The 19,487-nt window shown below is 42.2% G+C and carries 18 protein-coding genes; 1 reads left to right on the top strand and 17 read right to left on the bottom strand.

The window, feature by feature from the left end:
* The first annotated feature begins 25 nt into the window (after window positions 1-25).
* Window positions 26-376, top strand: a complete 351-nt coding sequence (locus ACXAD1_RS08250; RefSeq protein WP_009330660.1) for a hypothetical protein — start codon at window positions 26-28, stop codon at window positions 374-376.
* 102 nt (window positions 377-478) lie between these two features.
* On the opposite strand, the gene ACXAD1_RS08245 is transcribed toward ACXAD1_RS08250, so the two are convergent.
* The 17 genes from ACXAD1_RS08245 to yfmF all read right to left on the bottom strand — a co-directional run bounded on the left by ACXAD1_RS08245 (window position 479) and on the right by yfmF (window position 19,171).
* A complete protein-coding gene (locus ACXAD1_RS08245) occupies window positions 479-904 on the bottom strand; it encodes a YlbF/YmcA family competence regulator (protein WP_206836597.1) in 426 nt (141 codons plus the stop codon).
* Window positions 904-2,454, bottom strand: coding sequence for a tRNA (N6-isopentenyl adenosine(37)-C2)-methylthiotransferase MiaB (gene miaB, locus ACXAD1_RS08240; RefSeq protein ID WP_474909804.1), 1,551 nt, complete (start codon window positions 2,452-2,454; stop codon window positions 904-906). Before miaB ends, ACXAD1_RS08245 begins: the two co-directional genes overlap by 1 nt.
* A gap of 307 nt (window positions 2,455-2,761) precedes the next feature.
* On the bottom strand, window positions 2,762-3,628 hold the full coding sequence (locus ACXAD1_RS08235; RefSeq protein ID WP_009330663.1) for a 2-oxoacid:ferredoxin oxidoreductase subunit beta: 867 nt from the start codon (window positions 3,626-3,628) through the stop codon (window positions 2,762-2,764).
* A complete protein-coding gene (locus tag ACXAD1_RS08230) occupies window positions 3,629-5,365 on the bottom strand; it encodes a 2-oxoacid:acceptor oxidoreductase subunit alpha (protein ID WP_474909803.1) in 1,737 nt (578 codons plus the stop codon).
* A 300-nt stretch (window positions 5,366-5,665) separates the two neighbouring features.
* Window positions 5,666-6,589: a dipeptidase gene (locus ACXAD1_RS08225; protein WP_206836589.1), complete on the bottom strand. Its 924-nt coding sequence runs from the start codon at window positions 6,587-6,589 to the stop codon at window positions 5,666-5,668.
* Between the two features lie 154 nt (window positions 6,590-6,743).
* A complete protein-coding gene (gene spoVS, locus ACXAD1_RS08220) occupies window positions 6,744-7,004 on the bottom strand; it encodes a stage V sporulation protein SpoVS (RefSeq protein WP_026585459.1) in 261 nt (86 codons plus the stop codon).
* Between the two features lie 281 nt (window positions 7,005-7,285).
* Entirely contained in the window at window positions 7,286-8,083 is a 798-nt protein-coding gene (locus ACXAD1_RS08215; protein ID WP_206836586.1) for a TIGR00282 family metallophosphoesterase, read from the bottom strand.
* A gap of 128 nt (window positions 8,084-8,211) precedes the next feature.
* Entirely contained in the window at window positions 8,212-9,774 is a 1,563-nt protein-coding gene (gene rny, locus ACXAD1_RS08210) for a ribonuclease Y (protein WP_474911291.1), read from the bottom strand.
* 420 nt (window positions 9,775-10,194) lie between these two features.
* Entirely contained in the window at window positions 10,195-11,235 is a 1,041-nt protein-coding gene (gene recA / locus ACXAD1_RS08205) for a recombinase RecA (RefSeq protein ID WP_206836583.1), read from the bottom strand.
* Window positions 11,236-11,505: 270 nt separating this feature from the next.
* Entirely contained in the window at window positions 11,506-12,756 is a 1,251-nt protein-coding gene (locus ACXAD1_RS08200; RefSeq protein ID WP_474909802.1) for a competence/damage-inducible protein A, read from the bottom strand.
* 27 nt (window positions 12,757-12,783) lie between these two features.
* Window positions 12,784-13,362 carry a CDP-diacylglycerol--glycerol-3-phosphate 3-phosphatidyltransferase gene (pgsA, locus tag ACXAD1_RS08195; protein ID WP_474909801.1) on the bottom strand — a complete coding sequence of 193 codons (579 nt, stop codon included), beginning with the start codon at window positions 13,360-13,362 and terminating at the stop codon, window positions 12,784-12,786.
* A gap of 115 nt (window positions 13,363-13,477) precedes the next feature.
* Window positions 13,478-14,398, bottom strand: coding sequence for a helix-turn-helix domain-containing protein (locus ACXAD1_RS08190; RefSeq protein ID WP_474909800.1), 921 nt, complete (start codon window positions 14,396-14,398; stop codon window positions 13,478-13,480).
* Window positions 14,399-14,419: 21 nt separating this feature from the next.
* Window positions 14,420-15,211, bottom strand: coding sequence for a YmfK family protein (locus tag ACXAD1_RS08185; protein ID WP_159862727.1), 792 nt, complete (start codon window positions 15,209-15,211; stop codon window positions 14,420-14,422).
* Between the two features lie 234 nt (window positions 15,212-15,445).
* Entirely contained in the window at window positions 15,446-15,703 is a 258-nt protein-coding gene (locus ACXAD1_RS08180) for a DUF3243 domain-containing protein (protein WP_206836571.1), read from the bottom strand.
* A 116-nt stretch (window positions 15,704-15,819) separates the two neighbouring features.
* Complete coding sequence (gene ymfI, locus ACXAD1_RS08175) at window positions 15,820-16,542, bottom strand: elongation factor P 5-aminopentanone reductase (protein ID WP_370222703.1); 723 nt, start codon at window positions 16,540-16,542, stop codon at window positions 15,820-15,822.
* 59 nt (window positions 16,543-16,601) lie between these two features.
* Window positions 16,602-17,891, bottom strand: coding sequence for an EF-P 5-aminopentanol modification-associated protein YfmH (gene yfmH, locus ACXAD1_RS08170; protein ID WP_206836561.1), 1,290 nt, complete (start codon window positions 17,889-17,891; stop codon window positions 16,602-16,604).
* On the bottom strand, window positions 17,891-19,171 hold the full coding sequence (gene yfmF / locus ACXAD1_RS08165; RefSeq protein ID WP_474909799.1) for an EF-P 5-aminopentanol modification-associated protein YfmF: 1,281 nt from the start codon (window positions 19,169-19,171) through the stop codon (window positions 17,891-17,893). Before yfmF ends, yfmH begins: the two co-directional genes overlap by 1 nt.
* Window positions 19,172-19,487 lie beyond the last annotated feature (316 nt).

Raw genomic sequence — 19,487 nt, 5'->3', positions numbered from 1 at the left:
GTCCAAAAAGAAGGGAGGGAGTACCATGTTAAGTCAAAATATGCAAAAGTTGGATTTGGATCCGGAAGTCCTCAAACAGCTGGGTATTCCAAAGGAGTTTATTGATATGGCTGCAGAAGCCGGAATACCGTCTATCAATAACCATGCTGCCGGCGGAAAGGGCGGACGGGCTATCAATCTCACATATGTGGATAATTACTCGACATTGCTCCTTGTATATACTTTTCTCCTCAACTTTTTGGACAAAAAATCTGATGATGCAGGGACTAAAATGCTGAATCAATCCCTGCTGTCAACGTTAAATGCTGCAATCATCGAACAGCAGGAGTACAGAAAAGAATTTTTAAAGGCAGTAGAATTATTGCGAAACCAATAAAAGGCCCCCCACAACCCATGGCCAATACCAATTCCTCCCTTAAATATAGAACGTAAAAAACACCCTGCACTTATTGGTGCAGGGTGTTCCGCTTTCTGTTTATTAATGTGTACAGCTGCTGTTGCTGATTTTTGATCCCGTTTCACCGCTTAGGAGATTTCCGCCTGTAGAAGTAATGACTTCGTCTGTTACAGTGTTGGAAATCGCATTAGCCACAATCTGCAGCAATTCATTAACATCCACCTGGGATTGCTTGAATTCCTGGACAACCGGAATTTCATCCAGCTGCTGTTCCAATTGGGCAATTTTTTCTTCCGTTTTCTTTAATGCTTCAGCTTTACCATAGTGCTGAAGATTGACAGCCTGTTTTTGCAAGCCTTTGATTGTTGTAATGGTAGCACTAACCTTTTCGTTTTCATTAATCTGTGCTTCTGCACGCTTGAAGAAATCTACCTCTTCTGTCTCTGCAATCATGCGTGCCAGTTCCTTCGCACGTTCTACTATCTCATCTTTTGTGTATTTAGCCATTACTGCTTCACCTCAACCGCATCTAGTTCTTCTACCATTTCTCCGTTTAGGGACCAAGTCTTCGCATCGGTTACCTTTACATTCACGATTTTGCCGATCGCTGTTTTCGGTCCCTTAAAGTTTACGAGCTTGTTCTTTCTTGTGTAGCCTGCAAGAATTTCAGGATTGTTCTTGCTTTCCCCTTCCACAAGAACTTCGACAGTCTGACCTTTATATTTTTTCATTGCTTCTGCAGATAATTCATTAACAACTGCGTTCAGGCGCTGAAGACGTTCTTTCTTCACTTCCATTGGCACGTTATCCACCATTTTGGCCGCTGGTGTGCCTTCACGAGGTGAGTAAATGAACGTATAAGCAGCTTCGAACCCTACCTCCCGATACAGGGAAATTGTTTCTTCAAATTGCTCTTCTGTCTCATTAGGATAGCCTACGATGATATCAGTTGTGAAAGTAGCCTCTGGAATAGCCGCTTTAATCTTGCGAACCAGCTCCAAGTATTGTTCCCTTGTATATTTACGGGCCATGATTTTCAGGACATCTGTAGAACCAGATTGAACTGGCAGGTGAATATGCTCTACCAGATTGCCTCCCTTGGCAAGCACTTCAATCAAATGATCATCAAAATCTCGTGGATGGCTGGTTGTAAAGCGTACTCGCGGAATGTCGATTTTGCGCATTTCATCCATTAAATCGCCAAGACCGTATTTCATATCCTCAAAATCTTTTCCATACGCGTTTACATTTTGCCCAAGCAGGGTAATTTCCTGGTAGCCCTGTGCAGCTAACTGACGCACTTCCTGAATGATATCCTCAGGACGTCTGCTCCGCTCTTTTCCCCGTGTATAAGGAACGATGCAGTATGTGCAGAATTTATCACAGCCGTACATAATGTTGACCCATGCTTTAATATTGCCGCGGCGCACTTTTGGAAGGTTCTCAATAACATCCCCTTCTTTAGACCAAACTTCAATTACCATTTCCTTCGACATATACGCTTCTTGAAGAATGTTAGGAAGACGGTGAATGTTGTGTGTTCCAAATATCATATCTACCTGGTTATATGTTTTAAGAATCTTGTTAACAACTGATTCTTCCTGTGACATACATCCGCAGACACCAATTAGAAGATCGGGATTTTCCTTTTTTAAATGTTTTAGATGGCCAAGTTCTCCAAACACTTTATTCTCGGCATTTTCACGGATGGCACATGTATTAAGCAAAATGACATTTGCATCTTCTACAGATTCTGTATGCTCATAGCCAAGACCAAGGAAAATACCAGCCATAACTTCGGTATCATGCTCATTCATTTGGCAGCCATAAGTGCGGATATAGAATTTGCGGCCTTTTCCCATTCCATGAAATTCTTCTGGTATGTTAAAATCTTTATGATATTTCACTTCTTCTTTACCGCGTTTTTTCGCTTCCTTTAAGGAAGGTGCAGTATAAACAGTTTCAAAGTATTTGCTGTAATCCTTTACGGATTTTTTGTCCGAAGGATTTGCTGTTTGCACTTGCTGGCTTTCTAAACGCTGTTTTTCGTTCATCATGTATCCCCTTTCTCTTTCTCCTGAGCTGCATCTATCATTTAAACTCCATTTTCAGCTTTTATTAAGTTGTGCAATTTATATATGTGCACATTATTATAGTATAAGGCTTTCTGATAGTTAAAACAATAGAAAACAGCACTCGGTCTCTTATCAGCAGCTATTACTTGTATGTACGAACAGAGATAATTTTAATCCTCCACATTTACTTATACTAGACTAAATTTAATATATTGTGTGTGATAGTTGTCACATCTAATCTCATTCAATACAAGAAAAAAGAAGCCCGGGATTCCCGGACTTCTTATGATTACATAAATTCAGCTGCAAGTTTATCAAAGTGAGCTTGATCTAGTTCCAGATCCGCTTGTGATAAAGGAGTTTCAGAGTAACCTGAAAGCAATTCCTGATAAGACTTGCGCTCTGTGTCCTGGTAGATTAAGCCAGTTACAAGGCCGCTGTGCTTCATAAGAGTCTGCATTGCCATTTCACGGCTTGAGTTGTCATAGCCTTCCACATCGCTAAGCTTTGTCAGGTTTTCTTTAAACCAGTCATATGTGTTGACTTTATTGTATGTAACACATGGACTGAACACGTTAATTAAAGAGAAGCCATCATGCTTGATGCCTGCTTCGATTAACGCTGTCAGATCTTTAAGGTCAGTTGAGAAGCTTTGTGCCACGAAAGTCGCACCTGCTGTTAATGCCATTTCCATTGGAGAAATCGCCTGCTCAATAGAACCTTGAGGAGTAGACTTCGTTTTGAAACCAGCCGCAGAACGCGGTGAAGTCTGGCCTTTTGTTAAACCATAGATTTGGTTATCCATTACGATATAAGTGATGTTCACATTACGGCGGATCGCATGAATCGTATGGCCCATACCGATCGCGAATCCATCTCCGTCACCGCCGGATGCGATAACTGTTAAATCGCGGTTAGCCATTTTCACACCCTGAGCGATCGGCAGTGAACGCCCATGAATGCCGTGGAAACCGTATGAATTGATATAGCCGGAAATACGTCCGGAGCATCCAATGCCTGATACTACAGCTAAGTTCTCCGGCTCTAAACCAACATTTGCTGCCGCACGCTGAATCGCAGCCTGCACGGAGAAGTCTCCACAGCCTGGACACCAGTTTGGTTTTACATTATTTCGAAAGTCTTTAAATGTGGCCATTTAGAACAACTCCTTGCATTTTGTGTGAATTTCATGCGGCAAGAATGGATTTCCGTCGTACTTTAATAGCTTATGTACTTTCTCAGCATGTCCGACGTTCATCTTCATGATGTTCGCTAATTGTCCTGTAGCGTTGTTTTCTACTACAGCGATTTTTTTAGCTGATTTCACAAGCGGCAATAACTCATCCGTTGGGAAAGGATGAATCAGGCGAACTTGTGCATGGTTCACTTTAATACCGTCCTGTTCAAGTCTGCTCATTGCTTCCTCAATTGCACCGCGTGTTGAGTTGAAGCCGACGATCAGCAAGTCTGCTTCTTCATGAGGAGCATTCTTGTGAACAGGTGTATTGAATTTTATATTTTCAATCTTGCGGAAACGCTTATCCATTTGAGCATTGCGGTTTGCAGCTGATTCTGAAGGTTTTCCAGTTTCATCATGCTCCACACCCGTCACATGGTGGATTCCGTTTTTCATGCCAGGGATCACTCGAGGTGAAACACCATCTTCTGTAACCTCAAAGCGCTTGAAGTAGCCTTTGTTTTCAATTTCAGGAAGTTCTTCTGTAACAAGCTTTCCTCGACGGATTTCAACTTTGCTGAAATCAAGCGGCTCCACTGTCTGCTTTCCAAGAGAAAGCTGCAGGTCTGAGAGGACAATAACCGGACACTGGTATTCTTCTGCAAGGTTGAAAGCTTCAGCCGTATCATAGAATGCTTCCTGTACAGTACTTGGAGCAAGTACGATTTTTGGAATCTCGCCATGAGTGCCGTAAATCATTGCCATTAAGTCAGATTGCTCCTGCTTTGTAGGTAGTCCTGTAGAAGGGCCCCCACGCTGTGTATCTACGATAACAAGCGGTGTTTCAGTAATTCCTGAAAGGCCGATAGCTTCCATTTTAAGGGAAAGTCCAGGACCCGCAGATGCTGTAATTGAGCGGACACCGGCGTAGTTTGCACCGATTGCCATTGTTACTGCGGCAATTTCATCTTCTGTCTGGATGACAGATCCGCCAAGCGCCGGAAGTTTTTTTATCAGATATTCCATGATTTCGGATGCAGGTGTGATTGGGTAAGCGGCCATGAAGCGGCATCCTCCTGCAAGAGCACCAAGAGCGATTGCATCGTTTCCGATCATGAATAAACGCTTCAGTCCGTCAGCTTTTTCAAGCTCCATTAATTCCACATCATCGCTGAGCTTTTCTTTCATGAAATCAAAGCCAGCCTGAATGGCTTCCATGTTTTTATCGACAACCTGCTGTCCTTTTCGCCCAAAAATCTCTTGAACTACTTCTTCAAATACTTTAATATCTAAATTTAGAACTGCACATGTCGCACCAACAGCAACCATGTTTTTCATCAGGGATGTTCCAAGCTCTGTAGCAATCTCTGTAAAAGGTACTGCAAACAAAGCTGCATTCGTATCTTCTGGCTGTTTTGGATCAAATTTCGCATCTGCAATCATGATCCCATTATCGTGAAGTTCTTTGTAGTTTAAATCGATTGTTTCCTGGTCAAAAGCTACCAGAATATCTAAATCGTCCGAAATAGAACGAATTTGTGACGTGCTGACGCGAATCTTGTTGTTCGTGTGCCCGCCCTTAATACGTGATGAAAAGTGGCGGTAACCGTACAGGTAGTAGCCTAAACGATTTAATGCAATGGAAAAAATCTCCCCGGTACTTTCGATACCTTCCCCTTGCTGTCCTCCAACTTTCCATGAAAGTTGATTGATCATGTCTTACACCCCTTTAGATACGTTAAGAAATTATGTAAAAACGTTTATTTAATTTAAGTGTAGTACTTGTCCAGTCAATCCTGTTATTTCACCATACCTTAAAGGCTATATTCTGGAAGCTGGATGGGTACTAAACGCTTTCAATTCTAGACCTATGTGTCTAAAAAAGCAACCCTTTCTGAATATTTATTGGCTAAAAGATGAATATTTTTTTATTTTTTGAAAAATACTAAAAAGATTATTTCATTTTGGATTTATCAGGTCTTTCACATCCCTTGATATACAGTTTTTTCACCATTTTCACCTTGGAAATCTGTTATAAAAGTTCCGAAATGAAAATTTTTCAGCTTGTATATCGGAATAATATTTTGTTAGTTCATTTATCAGGCTATCGTATTTTCTTGCATCCTCCAAACCTGCAACTCTTCCATCCGTACCGTCAAAATCCGAACCAAAGCCCACATGATTTTCTCCTCCAAGTGAACATACATGTTCAAGATGTCTTAGGATGTCTGTAATCGTGGCTGTTTGTTTTCCTGATAAAAACTCCGTCACAAATGTAATGCCCATCACACTGTCCCGATCAATCAGTGCTTCAATCTGTTCGTTTGATAAATTGCGTGGATTCGGGCACAGCGAATAGCAGTTCGAGTGAGAGGCAAAAGGATAATCCGCCCATTCCATCACATCCCAGAACCCGCGTTCAGAAAGATGGGATACATCGCACCATGCTTTGCTGGCATTTAATTCATAGACCACTTGTTTGCCAAATGAAGAAAGCCCTGCCCCCCTTTCTTCAAGCACTCCATCAGCTGCACAGTTAGCATAATTCCAGGTCAATCCCACTGAAGACACTCCCAGCCTGAGAAGCGTCTTCAATTTAAGCAGATCGCAGCCAACAGCATCACATCCCTCCAGTGTAAGCACTGCCCCCACTTCATCATCCTGCAGCAGGTCGATGTCCCGGCTGCTTCTAATGAGCTTTAATTGCGGGTTGGGTTTAAGCACTTTATCGTAAAACAGATCGGTCATATATAGGGCTGCGTTGAACTTCATTTCTGGATGGACAGATTCAGGAACATATATGGCAAAGCATTGAACTTTTATACTGGAAGCCTGCAGCCCAGCAAGGTTCACCTGAAGACTGCCTGAATTATTAAAGTCAACCTTTCTGTCCATAAACATTTTATATAGGACATCACAATGTGCATCAAATATTTTCATGCTGTTTTCCTCCCTTTTTCTGCATAGCTTTATCTTATTAAAAAAAGAACCTGTTTGCCTATGATGCAAACAGGTTTTAATATTTTTGCACGAATTTATATTTTGCTGACTTATGCATATGACAAAGGATGATTTCCCATTCTGAAGCTTTTGCCTAACGCGGTTCCACAATCAGCTTAATGGCAGTCCGCTCTTCGCCGTCAATCAGGATATCCGTGAATGCAGGGATACAAATTAAATCCACTCCGCTAGGCGCTACGAATCCTCTTGCGATCGCTACTGCCTTAACAGCCTGGTTCAATGCACCCGCACCAATTGCCTGGATTTCCGCACTTCCTCTTTCGCGAAGAACTCCAGCAAGCGCACCAGCTACAGAATTAGGATTAGATTTTGCTGAAACTTTTAATATTTCCATTCCTAGCTCCTCCTCGTTTTACCCCTCCTGTATGCATTGCTCAAAGCGCTGATTCGCCTTCTGTAAAGGCTGAATGCCTTCAGATAAGCAATTACTTTCCGTTCATGCACATCCCGCTTTGATGGAATTTAGCACCAGGTCTATATATCATTCCATTGCTACTATATTCAGCTTAGAATTCACATATTCCGGCTTGGACAAAAAAAGCATGGTTTTAGGCTGAATTTTCTGCAAAAACCAAAAAAACCGCACTCGGACATCCGAATGCAGTTTTTATCAGTTTATGAGTAAAAAGGATGGTCATCATTAATCAAGATCCGGTCAATTTTTTTTGCCAAACCCGTTTTTGGACTCAGCTCAATGAATGCTGCACTTAATTGGGTCCTTCCTTCTTTCGGAACTTCAAACCGAACCGGCAGTCCAGTCAAAAACCTTTTGATTACAGCTTCTTTTTCAACACCAAGGATACCGTCATAAGGGCCTGTCATTCCCACATCAGACATAAAGGCTGTCCCGCCAGGCAAAATACGGTTATCGGCTGTCTGCACGTGTGTATGCGTACCCACGACTGCTGATACCTTTCCATCCAAATACCAGCCCATTGCCTGTTTTTCACTTGTTGCTTCCGCATGAAAATCAACAAAAATGAACGGAGTCCTTTCACGGGCTTCTTTTATCAGTTCATCCGCCTTTTGGAAAGGGCAATCACTTGTATTCATAAAAGTCCTGCCCTGAAGGCTGATCACCGCTACTTCCTCTGTATTAAATTTTAAATACACCATGCCTTTTCCAGGATTATTTGAAGGAAAATTGGCCGGACGAACCATATATTTAGCGCGGTCAATGAATTCAAAAATTTCCCGGTTATCCCAGGTATGATTACCGAGAGTTACCGCCTGAGCACCAGCCTCAAGAAAGCTGCGGTAAATCTTTTCCGTAATACCCTTTCCACCCGCTGCATTTTCCCCATTAATAATTGTGATATGCGGGCGGTATTTTTCTTTTAGCTTCGGTACATATTCAGTGATCATATCCCGCCCCTGTGATCCCACTACATCTCCGACAAACAATATATTCATGTCATATCCCTTTCTGTTTTTAAAGATATATGTATTCTTTCCCAGTCATTTTTATTAGTTTAACACAGTTTCCTGCATCAATATAAAGCACACCCGAAAAAGAAATAAAGCGATGCATGAGCATCGCTTTATTTTGCATATTCAACGGCCCTCGTTTCACGGATAACCGTGACCTTGATGTGGCCTGGATAATCAAGTTCCTCTTCAATCTTCTTACGGATATCCCTTGCCAAACGATGAGCTTCAAGGTCATCAATTTGTTCAGGTTTAACCATAATGCGAATTTCGCGTCCTGCCTGAATGGCAAAAGATTTTTCAACGCCATCATAGGATTCTGAAATCTCTTCAAGCTTTTCCAGACGGCGAATATAGTTCTCAAGCGTCTCTCTCCTTGCTCCAGGTCTTGCTGCTGATAAAGCATCAGCTGCAGCGACAAGTACGGCAATGATCGATGTAGGCTCTGTGTCACCATGGTGGGAAGCGATACTGTTGATGACAACAGGATGCTCCTTATACTTAGTGGCAAGCTCCACACCTATTTCAACATGGCTTCCTTCCACCTCATGGTCGATTGCTTTACCGATATCATGAAGCAATCCTGCACGGCGTGCCAATGTTTCGTCCTGTCCTAATTCGGCAGCCAGCAAACCTGAAAGCTGAGCCACTTCCATTGAATGCTTTAACACATTCTGACCGTAGCTTGTACGGAATTTTAAACGGCCAAGAATTTTGATTAAATCTGGATGTAGACCGTGAACACCAACCTCGAAAGTAGTTTGTTCACCGATTTCACGGATGTGTTCATCCACTTCACGGCGGGCCTTATCAACCATTTCCTCAATTCGGGCTGGATGGATGCGTCCGTCCTGAACCAGTTTGTCTAAAGCTAAGCGTGCAGTCTCACGGCGAATCGGATCAAAACCGGATAAAATAACCGCTTCCGGCGTATCATCGATTATGAGATCAATTCCAGTCAGAGTTTCCAGAGTACGGATATTACGGCCTTCACGGCCAATAATGCGCCCTTTCATCTCATCATTTGGCAGATTGACAACTGATACAGTAGTTTCTGCTACATGATCCGCTGCACATCTTTGGATAGCCAGTGACAAGATTTCTTTCGCTTTCTTATCTGCGTCCTCTTTCGCTCTAGTCTCGCTCTCTTTTACCATAATAGCGACATCGTGAGCCACTTCCTGCTCCGTGCGCTCTAAAATGATGGACTTTGCCTCTTCACGAGTCAAGCCTGAGATACGTTCCAGCTCAGCTTGCTGCTCTTTTATCATCTCGTCCACTTTGCTTTCCATCTCTTCAATATGCTGTTGTCTTTTGCTAAGAGAATCGTCCCTCTTTTCTAAAAGCACTTCACGTTTATCTAACGTTTCATCTTTACGATCAAGGTTCTCTTCTCTTTGCATTAAGCGATTTTCTTGTTTTTGCAGTTCATTTCTTCGATCACGAACTTCACTTTCCGCATCTGTGCGAAGCTTGTGAATTTCATCTTTCGCTTCAAGCAGGGCTTCTTTCTTCGTAGCCTCAGCTTCTCGCTTTGCGTCTTCCAAAATCTGCTCAGCAGCATCTTTAGCTCCTGCAATTTTTGCTTCGGCAATAGATTTGCGAACAAAATAGCCAACAATAGCACCGACGATTAGGCCAAGCAAAATGGAGATGATTGCTGTTACTAGATCCATCATTTCACCTCCTCTTGCTATGAACTTGTTTGTGTTACGTTTTTTAAAGTGTCGGCATGTACATTGTCCAATTCAACATACAGCACTAAGGCTTTTAAACGTTTCAATCTTAAAAAAGCATTGGGCATCCATTTTGGGCTGGCATTATATTAACGTATGAATAGCCAATGGAGCCTGGAGCCAGACAATGTCTAACTCAATAAGAATTTCTTTACATATAAAATGTAAAATATACATTTTTAATTGTAAAGCTGTGGAATTTTATTGTCAAGGGTTTGTCCTAAAGGCTTTTCTTAATATTTCGATTGGTTTGAACTCTTAATAATTATAAGCAAGTTTTGGCTATAAAAAAAATGCTTAGTGAATCACTAATTATCCATAAGAAAAGCAAAGCCGCCCGGGCTTTGCTTTTTCTTAGTATTAATCGATAAGCTCGAATTCTTCCTGCTCTTCGTCTCCGCTGATTACTTTATCTTCGTCAAGTCCGTAGTGTTCACGGATTTGTTTTTGGATAGTGAGGCGGATTTCCGGGTTTTCTTTTAGGAATACTTTGGCGTTTTCACGGCCTTGGCCTAAGCGCTCTTCGTTAAATGAGTACCATGAACCGCTCTTTTGGACAATATCCAGTTCAGATCCAAGATCGATGATTTCGCCTTCCTTCGAGATTCCTTCACCGTACATGATATCTACTTCCGCTACTCTGAATGGAGGAGCGACTTTGTTTTTGACAACTTTGATCTTTGTCTTATTACCAACCATTTCATTGCCCTGCTTAAGGGTTTCTGCACGGCGCACTTCAAGACGGACAGAAGAGTAGAATTTCAATGCGCGTCCGCCAGGAGTGGTTTCAGGATTCCCGAACATAACTCCGACTTTTTCACGAATCTGGTTAATGAAAATCGCAATGGTTTTAGATTTGTTGATTGCACCTGATAGTTTACGAAGTGCCTGGGACATAAGGCGGGCCTGCAAACCAACATGGGAGTCACCCATTTCCCCTTCAATTTCAGCCTTTGGCACAAGAGCTGCAACAGAGTCAATTACCAGGATATCAACAGCGCCGCTTCGAACAAGAGCTTCTGCAATTTCAAGCGCCTGCTCACCTGTATCCGGCTGGGAAAGAAGAAGCTCATCAATATTTACACCAAGCTTTTGTGCATAAACAGGGTCTAGAGCATGTTCAGCATCGATAAAAGCAGCTTGTCCGCCGCTTGCCTGAACCTCTGCAATTGCATGCAGGGCAACTGTTGTTTTACCTGAGCTCTCAGGTCCATAAATTTCAATAATACGTCCTCTTGGGTAGCCGCCTACCCCAAGAGCTGCATCAAGGGCAAGGGATCCGCTTGGTGCAGTGGAAATTTTGCGGTCAGTCTGTTCACCAAGCTTCATGATAGAACCTTTACCAAATTGCTTTTCTATTTGTTTTAACGCCATTTCAAGAGCTGCTTGACGATCACTCACTAATAGTTCCTCCTTTTATATAGACGAATCTATCTTTTGATTAGATTCGTTTTGTCTCATCTCAAATCCTAACTCTACTATAAACCTTTTCAATGCATTTGTCGAGCAAAAAGTCGAACATCCATTCGATTTTTTTCACCGGGACGTTTTGCCCGAAAATATTAATTCATGCGGAGGAAAATGAAATTTTCAGGTGTAAATCAATAGAAGAAATAGCATTTTGATAAGAATTCTGCCTATTTTTCAGGCTATTAAAAAATCAGAACGCTTTTAGGCGTTCTGACTTTCTTTTAATGCTTTTATAAGAAAATGGCAGCCGTATTTTACCGTACGGACCCGGTTTGCTGCCCTGGTTCCCCCAAGGTTCAGCTTTTCAGTCTGGACTGGCTTTCCTTTTATCCAGATGCCTATATATACGGTTCCCACCGGGTTGCCTTCCAGTTCGTCAGGACCTGCAACTCCTGTGAAGCTGATCCCGATATCTGAGTTAGTCAGACTTGCGACATTCTCAGCAAGCTCTGCTGCACACTGAGCACTGACGACCCCGTCGTTATCAATCGTTTCTTTGCGGACTTTTAACACTTCAGCCTTAACTTCGTTTGTATAACAAACCACTCCGCCTTTTAGAAGACCGCCTGCTCCCGGAATAGAGGTAAACTCCTGCTGGAACATCCCTCCTGTTAAACTCTCAGCAGCGGAAATAGTCATATTGTTTTCCTTGATCAGCTTGGTAAGCTCATGCATCAAGGAAGTGTCATCATAGCCATAGAAAAATTCTCCGACACGGTCGAGGATCTTGGCTTCAGTTTCATCCATCAGCATCATGGCCGTGTTAGACTGACTATGCTTTGCTGTGAGCCTCAGTGTAACTTCCCCATCAGATGCAAGCGGGGCAATGGTTGGATTACTCTGCGCATCGATAATATCTTCAATCTCCGTTTCCAGCATGGCTTCTCCAATCCCGAAGAAGTGCAGCACCCGGGAAACAATCACATCCTCGGTGCCCAGCTTGGATTGCAGGGCTGGAAAGGCATGTTTGAGGAACATTGGCTCCATCTCATTTGGCGGACCCGGAAGAAGCATAAAAACATGCCGGCCACTATCGTCAATCATTCCGGGTGCCATTCCATGCTCGTTAGGAAGCACTTGCGCATCCTTAAGAACCAGGGCCTGTTTTTTATTATTCTCAGTCATCTCTCTGTTGGTGCGTTTAAAATAAAGCTGTATAGATTCAAGCGCCTGTTCGTCCATGACGAGCTCTTTGCCAAGATGGCGGGCAATCGTTTCTTTCGTTAAATCATCCTTTGTCGGTCCCAGTCCGCCCGTGAAGACGATCAGGTCAGAACGGCCTTCGGCAATTTTGATCACCGATTTTAGGCGCTCGGGATTATCTCCAACCACTGTATGGTAAAAAACGTTAATGCCCAGTTCTGCAAGCTGCCGGGACAGAAAGCGGGCATTTGTATTAACTATTTGTCCAAGTAAAAGCTCAGACCCGACAGCTATAATTTCAGCATTCATTCAAAAGCCCCCTTCTGGGTAAAGTAATTATTTTGAGTTAATGAAGGCCTGCTTGTTTTTAGCAAAGTAGTCCCAGCCGGACCAGATCGTAAAGAACATCGCAACCCAAAGGGCAATCAGGTCAAACCGGATTGAAACCATTTCAAAAATAATATTATGTAAAAGCAGTGCAGAAATGGCCACGATTTGTGCCCAGGTTTTGATTTTGCCAAGCTGATTCGCTGCGACTACTTCTCCTTCCCCCGCCAGAACAAGCCTTAAACCTGTTACAGCAAATTCCCGGCTGATTATTATAATGACAATCCATGATGGAGCCATACCAAGATCAACCAGAACAATTAATGCTGCAGAGACGAGAAGCTTGTCTGCAAGCGGATCAAGAAACTTGCCCAGGTTTGTAACCAGATTGTACTTGCGGGCAAAGTAGCCGTCGACCCAATCGGTAACTGAAGCAATAATAAAAATAAGAGCTCCAATCAGATGCGTAACGGGCATTTCAGCTCCTAACAACTCTACATTTCCCCATGAAAGAGGGATGAGCATAACGAGCAGAAATATTGGTATCAGCAAGATACGGGACACTGTAATTTTATTTGGCAGATTCATGTTTTACCTCCAAGTATTATAAATGAAGCTTCTTGCAGAAAAAGTTTAAGACAATTGCTCAATCCTTTTACTGATAATTTTTACATAAAAAGCGAAAATAGTCATCTAAAGATGACTATTCGTTCTTCGGCGCGTACTTTATGGTTATATCCTGCTTGACGGATTGTGAAGGCGGCACCTTATACTCAATTTTTTCGCCGTTTACATAGATTTCAGTTTGAGTCGAATTTCCGACTACAATGGAAGCTTCCGTTTCCTTTGAAAAGTCTACCTTCTGGCTTTTCGTGCCACTCGAAGTCAGCATTCCCTGGAAGAGGGAATCCCCTTTGCCGTTCTTGATATTCACCCAAGTTTCTCCTGTAGACAAAACCTCCAGTTCAAACTTGTCCGCATTTTTCAATTCATAAACTGTTCCATTTCCGCTGGATTGCACCACAGAAACCTCCTGCTTTGGCGCTTCCTCGGCTTCCTGTTCCTCAGAATTATCCTCAGCAGTCTCTTTGTCAGCAGATTCTTCTTTCTTACCTGCTGATTCATCTTTATCATTTTCATCTTTTTTACTATCAGCAAGGTTTTCAGACTCTTCTATGACCGTCTGCCCATCTGTCCGATCTGATGGCTTTTCATCATTATCCGCATGATCTTTGGCCCCAAGGAAATTATAAAGGACCGCGATGAGACCAATTATAAAGACACCAATGAGTACCTTTGGAAGAATATCGAATACCTTTGAAGTCCTGCCCGATAGATCTTTTCTGGATTGAACACGGGAAAGCTTTTCCGGAATATCATCATCCACCTGTGCCGGAATGTCATTTTTATACTGCTCGAAAATTTCTTCCGGCTCAATTCCAACCGCTTCAGCATATTGCTTTATAAATGCCCTGACATAAAACTTTCCGGGCATCATGCTATAATCGCCCTCTTCAATTCCCATCAAATAGCGCTTTTGTATTTTTGTGACCTTCTGCAGATCGTCAAGGCTCATATCTTTAGCCAGCCGCGCTTCTTTTAAACGATTGCCTAGTTCTGTCAATTTACAACACCTTCCAACTTACTAAAAATCAAAGCCTCCAAAATCAGATTCCGAGAACATATTGTTTTTCTCTACTACATCATAAGTAATCTCTTCCTCAGGATCATGACGGAGCTCAATAATATAATCAAAATCATTAAGAGAGTATTCAGTGTTTTGCACAAAAATATCCGGATGCTCAACTACCTTTACTGCAGGAAGGCGCATAATTTCCCGGACAAGCTGCCAGTGCCGTTCGTTTGCACGTCTGGTTGAGACAATTCCGTCTATTATGAACAAATTGTTTTCATTGTACTCATCCTCGATCAGCTGGTTGCGTATCGTCTGCTTAAGCAGAGTGGATGAAACAAATAGCCATCGTTTGTTCGCACAGACACTTGAAGCGACAATGGATTCTGTCTTTCCAACCCTTGGCATTCCTCTGATCCCTATTAGCTTGTGCCCTTCCTGTTTAAATAATTCGGCCATGAAATCGACCAGCAGACCAAGCTCATCCCTTACAAACCTAAACGTTTTCTTGTCATCTGCATCCCTTTGAATGTATCTTCCATGGCGCACGGCAAGACGGTCTCTGAGTTTAGGCTCCCGTAGTTTGATCACTTTAATCGTATCCATTGTATTAAGAATAGACTTTAAGCGTTCAATCTGTTCGTGGTCTTTTGCCAAGATCAGCAAGCCTCTTCGGCCTTCATCCACACCATTGATCGTGACAATATTAATTGAAAGCATACCCAGCAGGGAAGAAATGTCACCAAGCAAGCCGGGACGATTCTTTTGGATTTCATATTCCAAATACCATTCTGTTTTCTCCACCGGAAAACCTCCTCCTGCATGATGCGCACCTATTTGCACATTTTATATGTATATATATAACTTTTGGTTATGTAAATTTTTATTAAACTTATCCTAAATTTTCATCTAGGTTCTATAATATATGATTTTTTACTAATATGAAAGAAAAAACCCGTTTGACCGGTAAGGAAATCTTTCTGGGGGAAAAACGAAAAGAGAGGATTTCCTCTCTTTTCGCTGATTGCTATAAAATTCTTAGTGAGTACCGTCATTTTGAACAAGCTTTACCATTATATTTGCAATGGCATGCTGCTCTTCTGGACTTGCTACGGACCAAAGATCAGCAAGGATTTTTTCCTGGTCATTCTTTGGCTCAACCTGCTTGGCTAAATAATCGCCAATTTGAAAAGCAAGGTCATTTACAGTTTCCTTATTCATTCCCTGATCCATTCCCTGATGAAGACGATCGCCAAGGAAATCTTTCCACTGCTGCCAGTTATCTAGTACAGACATAATTTTGCCTCCTTTAAATGTTGTACAATTATATTGTGCTTAGGGGCTGAGTAAAATATGCATGCACTAATAGACATAACCAAAAAACAAGTGACACTTTTTTGAACATTTGGGAGTTACGTATACCAGCCGCCATTTACAGCCAAGACCTGTCCGGTAATATAGGTTGCCTTTTCTGAAAGAAGGAAGGAAACGGAGTTGGCAATGTCAGCAGGCAGTGCAAGCCTGCCCATGGGAATGCCGCTTTTAACGGCATCGAGCTCTTCTTCAGTAAAATCATTCAGCATGGCGGTCTCGACGGCACCTGGTGCAACAGCATTAACCCTCACCCCGCTTAAGGCAACTTCCTTGCTTAAAGCTTTGGCAAAAGCAATTTGTGCACCCTTTGCTGCTGAGTATGCAACTTCACAAGCCGCACCCGTCTGGCCCCATATAGAGGAAATAACTACGACATTCCCGCTGCCCTTTGAAATAAGTTTTGGCAGAAGCTCTTTGGTCAGCAGGAGCGGTGAGGTCACATGAAGATTCATCAGCGACTCTGTTTCCTTTTCCGGCAATTCCGTAAGAAGTCCATATTGTGCTGACCCGCTATTATGGATAATGGCATCAAGAGAGAAGATATTTGGTATAATCTTTTTATAGCCGCCTTGTACAGACAGGTCAGCCTTGATCGGAATATATTCTCCGTCAAAGGTCTGCAGGCGGTCCAGCAGACTGTTTATACTCTGCTTGTTTTGATTGTAATGCAAATAAAGTGAATAGCCTTCCTCCGCCAGTTTGATGCTGATTGCCTGGCCGATTCCTCCGCTCGCTCCAGTTATTAACGCAAATTTTCTCATTTCATACACTCCTCAAAAAAAGCAAAGCGCCTTTTATGGCGCTCTGCTGAAACAGCTTTTTATTTCTTAGGCACGACCTGACAAACCGTAAACCGTTCTTCGCTTATCAAATTACCAGCCGCATTTTCCACATCCTCAAGTGTAATGCTTTCAAGCGTCGGCACTACATCAAACAAATCCATCTCATTAAAAGCATACCGGGTAAATTGATTGGCAATATATTCAGGAGAATTGACAGCACGCAGGAATGCGCCTATTTTCTTCTTCTTTGTCCGATCCAGTGTTTCCTGTGAAACAGCTCCCTTTTCCCTCGCATCCAGCAGCATCTTTTTCAATGTTTCTGCCAAACGGTCAGGATCATTTGTGTCCCCGCCGACCATGGCAAAACCAAAGCCCTCTTCCTGTGTATAATCAAAAGAGAACGTGTCATCAATTAATCCTTCATTATACAGTGAGCTGTAGTGCTCAGAGCTTTTACCGAATAGGATATCCAGAAGCACATTCAGACTCAGCTCATTTTTAAGCATTTCCTTGCCGGACTGGTTTGCATTACTGCTCTTTATCCCAACAAGGCACTTTGATGTCTGGACATTCATCTCAAGCACTTTTTTCTTTTCAGCCGCTTCAGCAGGCTCTTCTTCGAATTGGCGTTTTATTTCAGGCAACTCTTTATAATTCTTCTTGCTTTGATTATTCCTCACCTGGGACATTATCTGATCCGGATCAACGGGTCCGACGATGAACAGAAGCATGTTGCTTGGGTGGTAGAAGGTTTCATAGCATTCATACAGCATATCTTTTGTGATATGGGAAATGGACTCGATCGTACCTGCGATATCGATTTTAACCGGATGGTTTTTGTACATATTTTCGATGAGGCCAAAATATAGACGCCAGTCAGGATTGTCATCATACATGGTAATTTCCTGACCGATGATGCCTTTCTCTTTTTCAACAGTTTTTTCTGTAAAATAAGGATCCTGTACAAAATCAATCAGCGTCTCAAGGTTCAACTCTACATTAGATGTGCTGGAGAATAAATAAGCCGTCCTTGTAAAAGAAGTAAAGGCATTAGCTGATGCTCCCTGCTTACTGAATTGCTGGAATACATCGCCATCTTCTTTTTCAAATAGCTTGTGCTCCAAAAAATGAGCTATCCCATCTGGAACTTTTACAAATTCATCTTTTTCGGGAGGCAGGAAATGATTGTCAATCGAACCATATTTCGTTGTAAACGTGGCATAAGTCTTGTTAAATCCCTTTTTCGGCAAAATATATACATCCAGCCCATTCTCGAGGCTTTCATAATACAGCTCTTCCTGAAGCTGGTCAAAAGTGATTTTTTCCATTACTTCCCCTCCTCCTTTCCTGTCAGGAAATACACTGTATCCAAACTGACCTTCTTAGCTGTTTCGGCAATCTCCTCTTTAGTTACCTTATCCATTTCATCCATCCAGGTTTGAAGCGTAATTTCTTTGCCTGACACAACATTATGATAGAGGACTTCGACAATTCCGCGGGCTGTATCAACAGTCTCCAGAAGCTGATTTTTTATGACTGCTTTGGTCTGCTCCATTTCCTGTTCCGTAAAGTCCCCGTTTTTCATGGCTTCCAGCTGTTCTTTAATAATATTCACTGCCTGGTCATAATTACTGTTATCGATTCCCGACATAACCATCATTAAGCCTTTATGGCTTTCAAGGCGACTGGCTACATAGTATGCGAGACTGGCTTTTTCGCGGACGTTCAAGAACAATTTTGAGTGAGAAAAGCCTCCAAAAATTCCATTGAATACCTGAAGGGCATAATAACCAGGATCACCGTAAACGACATTTGTCCGGTAGCCGATATTAAGTTTCCCCTGCTTCACATCCTGTTCTTCCCTGACTTCATTAACAGATTCCTTGGCTCTTCCTGCAGATGCCGCAGCTGACTGAGGTGTTCTTTCCTCAAAAGATAATAGTTCACCTGCATAGGATTCGGCATCTGCCTCATCCACATCACCTATAACATATAAATCAAGCTCATCCTGCGCCATTGCCTGCTGATAATATTCATAAAGGCTTTCAGGCGTAATTTTGTCCACATCTTCTTTTTCGCCATTCACATGCAGCGCATAAGGCTCATCTTTACACATTTCCTGTACCAGCCGGAAATTCGAATAGCGCATTTTATCATCATAAACGGATTGAATTCGCTGTTTCAGCGTCCTTTTTTCTTTTTCAACCGTATCCTGGTCAAAAGCGACGCCTTGCACATTTGGCTTTGTCAGAATCTCCGATAAAAATTGGAACGCTTTTTTCAATAAAGGAGTTGGGTCTGAGAGAAACTTCTCATTCGCAATTTCAATTGAAATGGTAATGACATGATACTCGCCCTTTTTCGCCAAATCCACAAAAAGAGTTGCACCATATAATTCATCAAGATAAGAGCGAAGCTTTCCGGTTGCAGGGTAAGACGAACTGCTGCTTTGCAGGACATGCGGCAATAAAGATCTTAATGTAACAGTATCCTTTTCAAGCGGGGCTTTCATTTTCCAAACCAGTGTGTTGGTTTTATATTTCTCTGTTTTAACTACATGAAGCTTATAGCCATTCATGGCTTTTACGGATTCAGAGATTACAGCCATTTCTTTTCCTCCTGTCGGTAAATTGATGAATCCAAAGTACGGTCAATATGAAGAATAGGGAATATCGCCTATATGTAAACACTTTGCTGCTATCTTCTATAATATCCTTTGTATTAAATCATATTCTTACTATACCTTGCCCTATTTCTTTATTTCAAGTTATTGGCTGTATTGGAAGGTTATATAAGAAAATCGGGAAGCTATGCCGATGAATGCTTGCAGATTAACTGCATATCTCCAAATGAGGAACAAAAGATAAGAAGACAGGGTTTCAATAAGCAATAAAAAGCCCCATTTCCAAAAGAAATGAGGCTTT

It is taken from the genome of Cytobacillus sp. ABV4_503, from assembly GCF_056158445.1.
The sequence above is the reverse complement of the archived record's forward strand: the minus strand, read 5'-3'. Positions and strand labels throughout refer to the sequence as shown.

Coding starts and splice junctions, on each gene's coding strand:
- ACXAD1_RS08180 (WP_206836571.1), bottom strand. CDS start 15,703: ATGTCTGTACTAGATAACTGGCAGCAGTGGAAAGATTTCCTTGGCGAT.
- ACXAD1_RS08235 (WP_009330663.1), bottom strand. CDS start 3,628: ATGGCCACATTTAAAGACTTTCGAAATAATGTAAAACCAAACTGGTGT.
- ymfI (WP_370222703.1), bottom strand. CDS start 16,542: ATGAGAAAATTTGCGTTAATAACTGGAGCGAGCGGAGGAATCGGCCAG.
- yfmF (WP_474909799.1), bottom strand. CDS start 19,171: ATGGCTGTAATCTCTGAATCCGTAAAAGCCATGAATGGCTATAAGCTT.
- rny (WP_474911291.1), bottom strand. CDS start 9,774: ATGGATCTAGTAACAGCAATCATCTCCATTTTGCTTGGCCTAATCGTC.
- spoVS (WP_026585459.1), bottom strand. CDS start 7,004: ATGGAAATATTAAAAGTTTCAGCAAAATCTAATCCTAATTCTGTAGCT.
- ACXAD1_RS08200 (WP_474909802.1), bottom strand. CDS start 12,756: ATGAATGCTGAAATTATAGCTGTCGGGTCTGAGCTTTTACTTGGACAA.
- ACXAD1_RS08230 (WP_474909803.1), bottom strand. CDS start 5,365: ATGATCAATCAACTTTCATGGAAAGTTGGAGGACAGCAAGGGGAAGGT.
- yfmH (WP_206836561.1), bottom strand. CDS start 17,891: ATGGAAAAAATCACTTTTGACCAGCTTCAGGAAGAGCTGTATTATGAA.
- ACXAD1_RS08225 (WP_206836589.1), bottom strand. CDS start 6,589: ATGAAAATATTTGATGCACATTGTGATGTCCTATATAAAATGTTTATG.
- ACXAD1_RS08245 (WP_206836597.1), bottom strand. CDS start 904: ATGGCTAAATACACAAAAGATGAGATAGTAGAACGTGCGAAGGAACTG.
- miaB (WP_474909804.1), bottom strand. CDS start 2,454: ATGATGAACGAAAAACAGCGTTTAGAAAGCCAGCAAGTGCAAACAGCA.
- pgsA (WP_474909801.1), bottom strand. CDS start 13,362: ATGAATCTGCCAAATAAAATTACAGTGTCCCGTATCTTGCTGATACCA.
- ACXAD1_RS08215 (WP_206836586.1), bottom strand. CDS start 8,083: ATGAATATATTGTTTGTCGGAGATGTAGTGGGATCACAGGGGCGGGAT.
- ACXAD1_RS08250 (WP_009330660.1), top strand. CDS start 26: ATGTTAAGTCAAAATATGCAAAAGTTGGATTTGGATCCGGAAGTCCTC.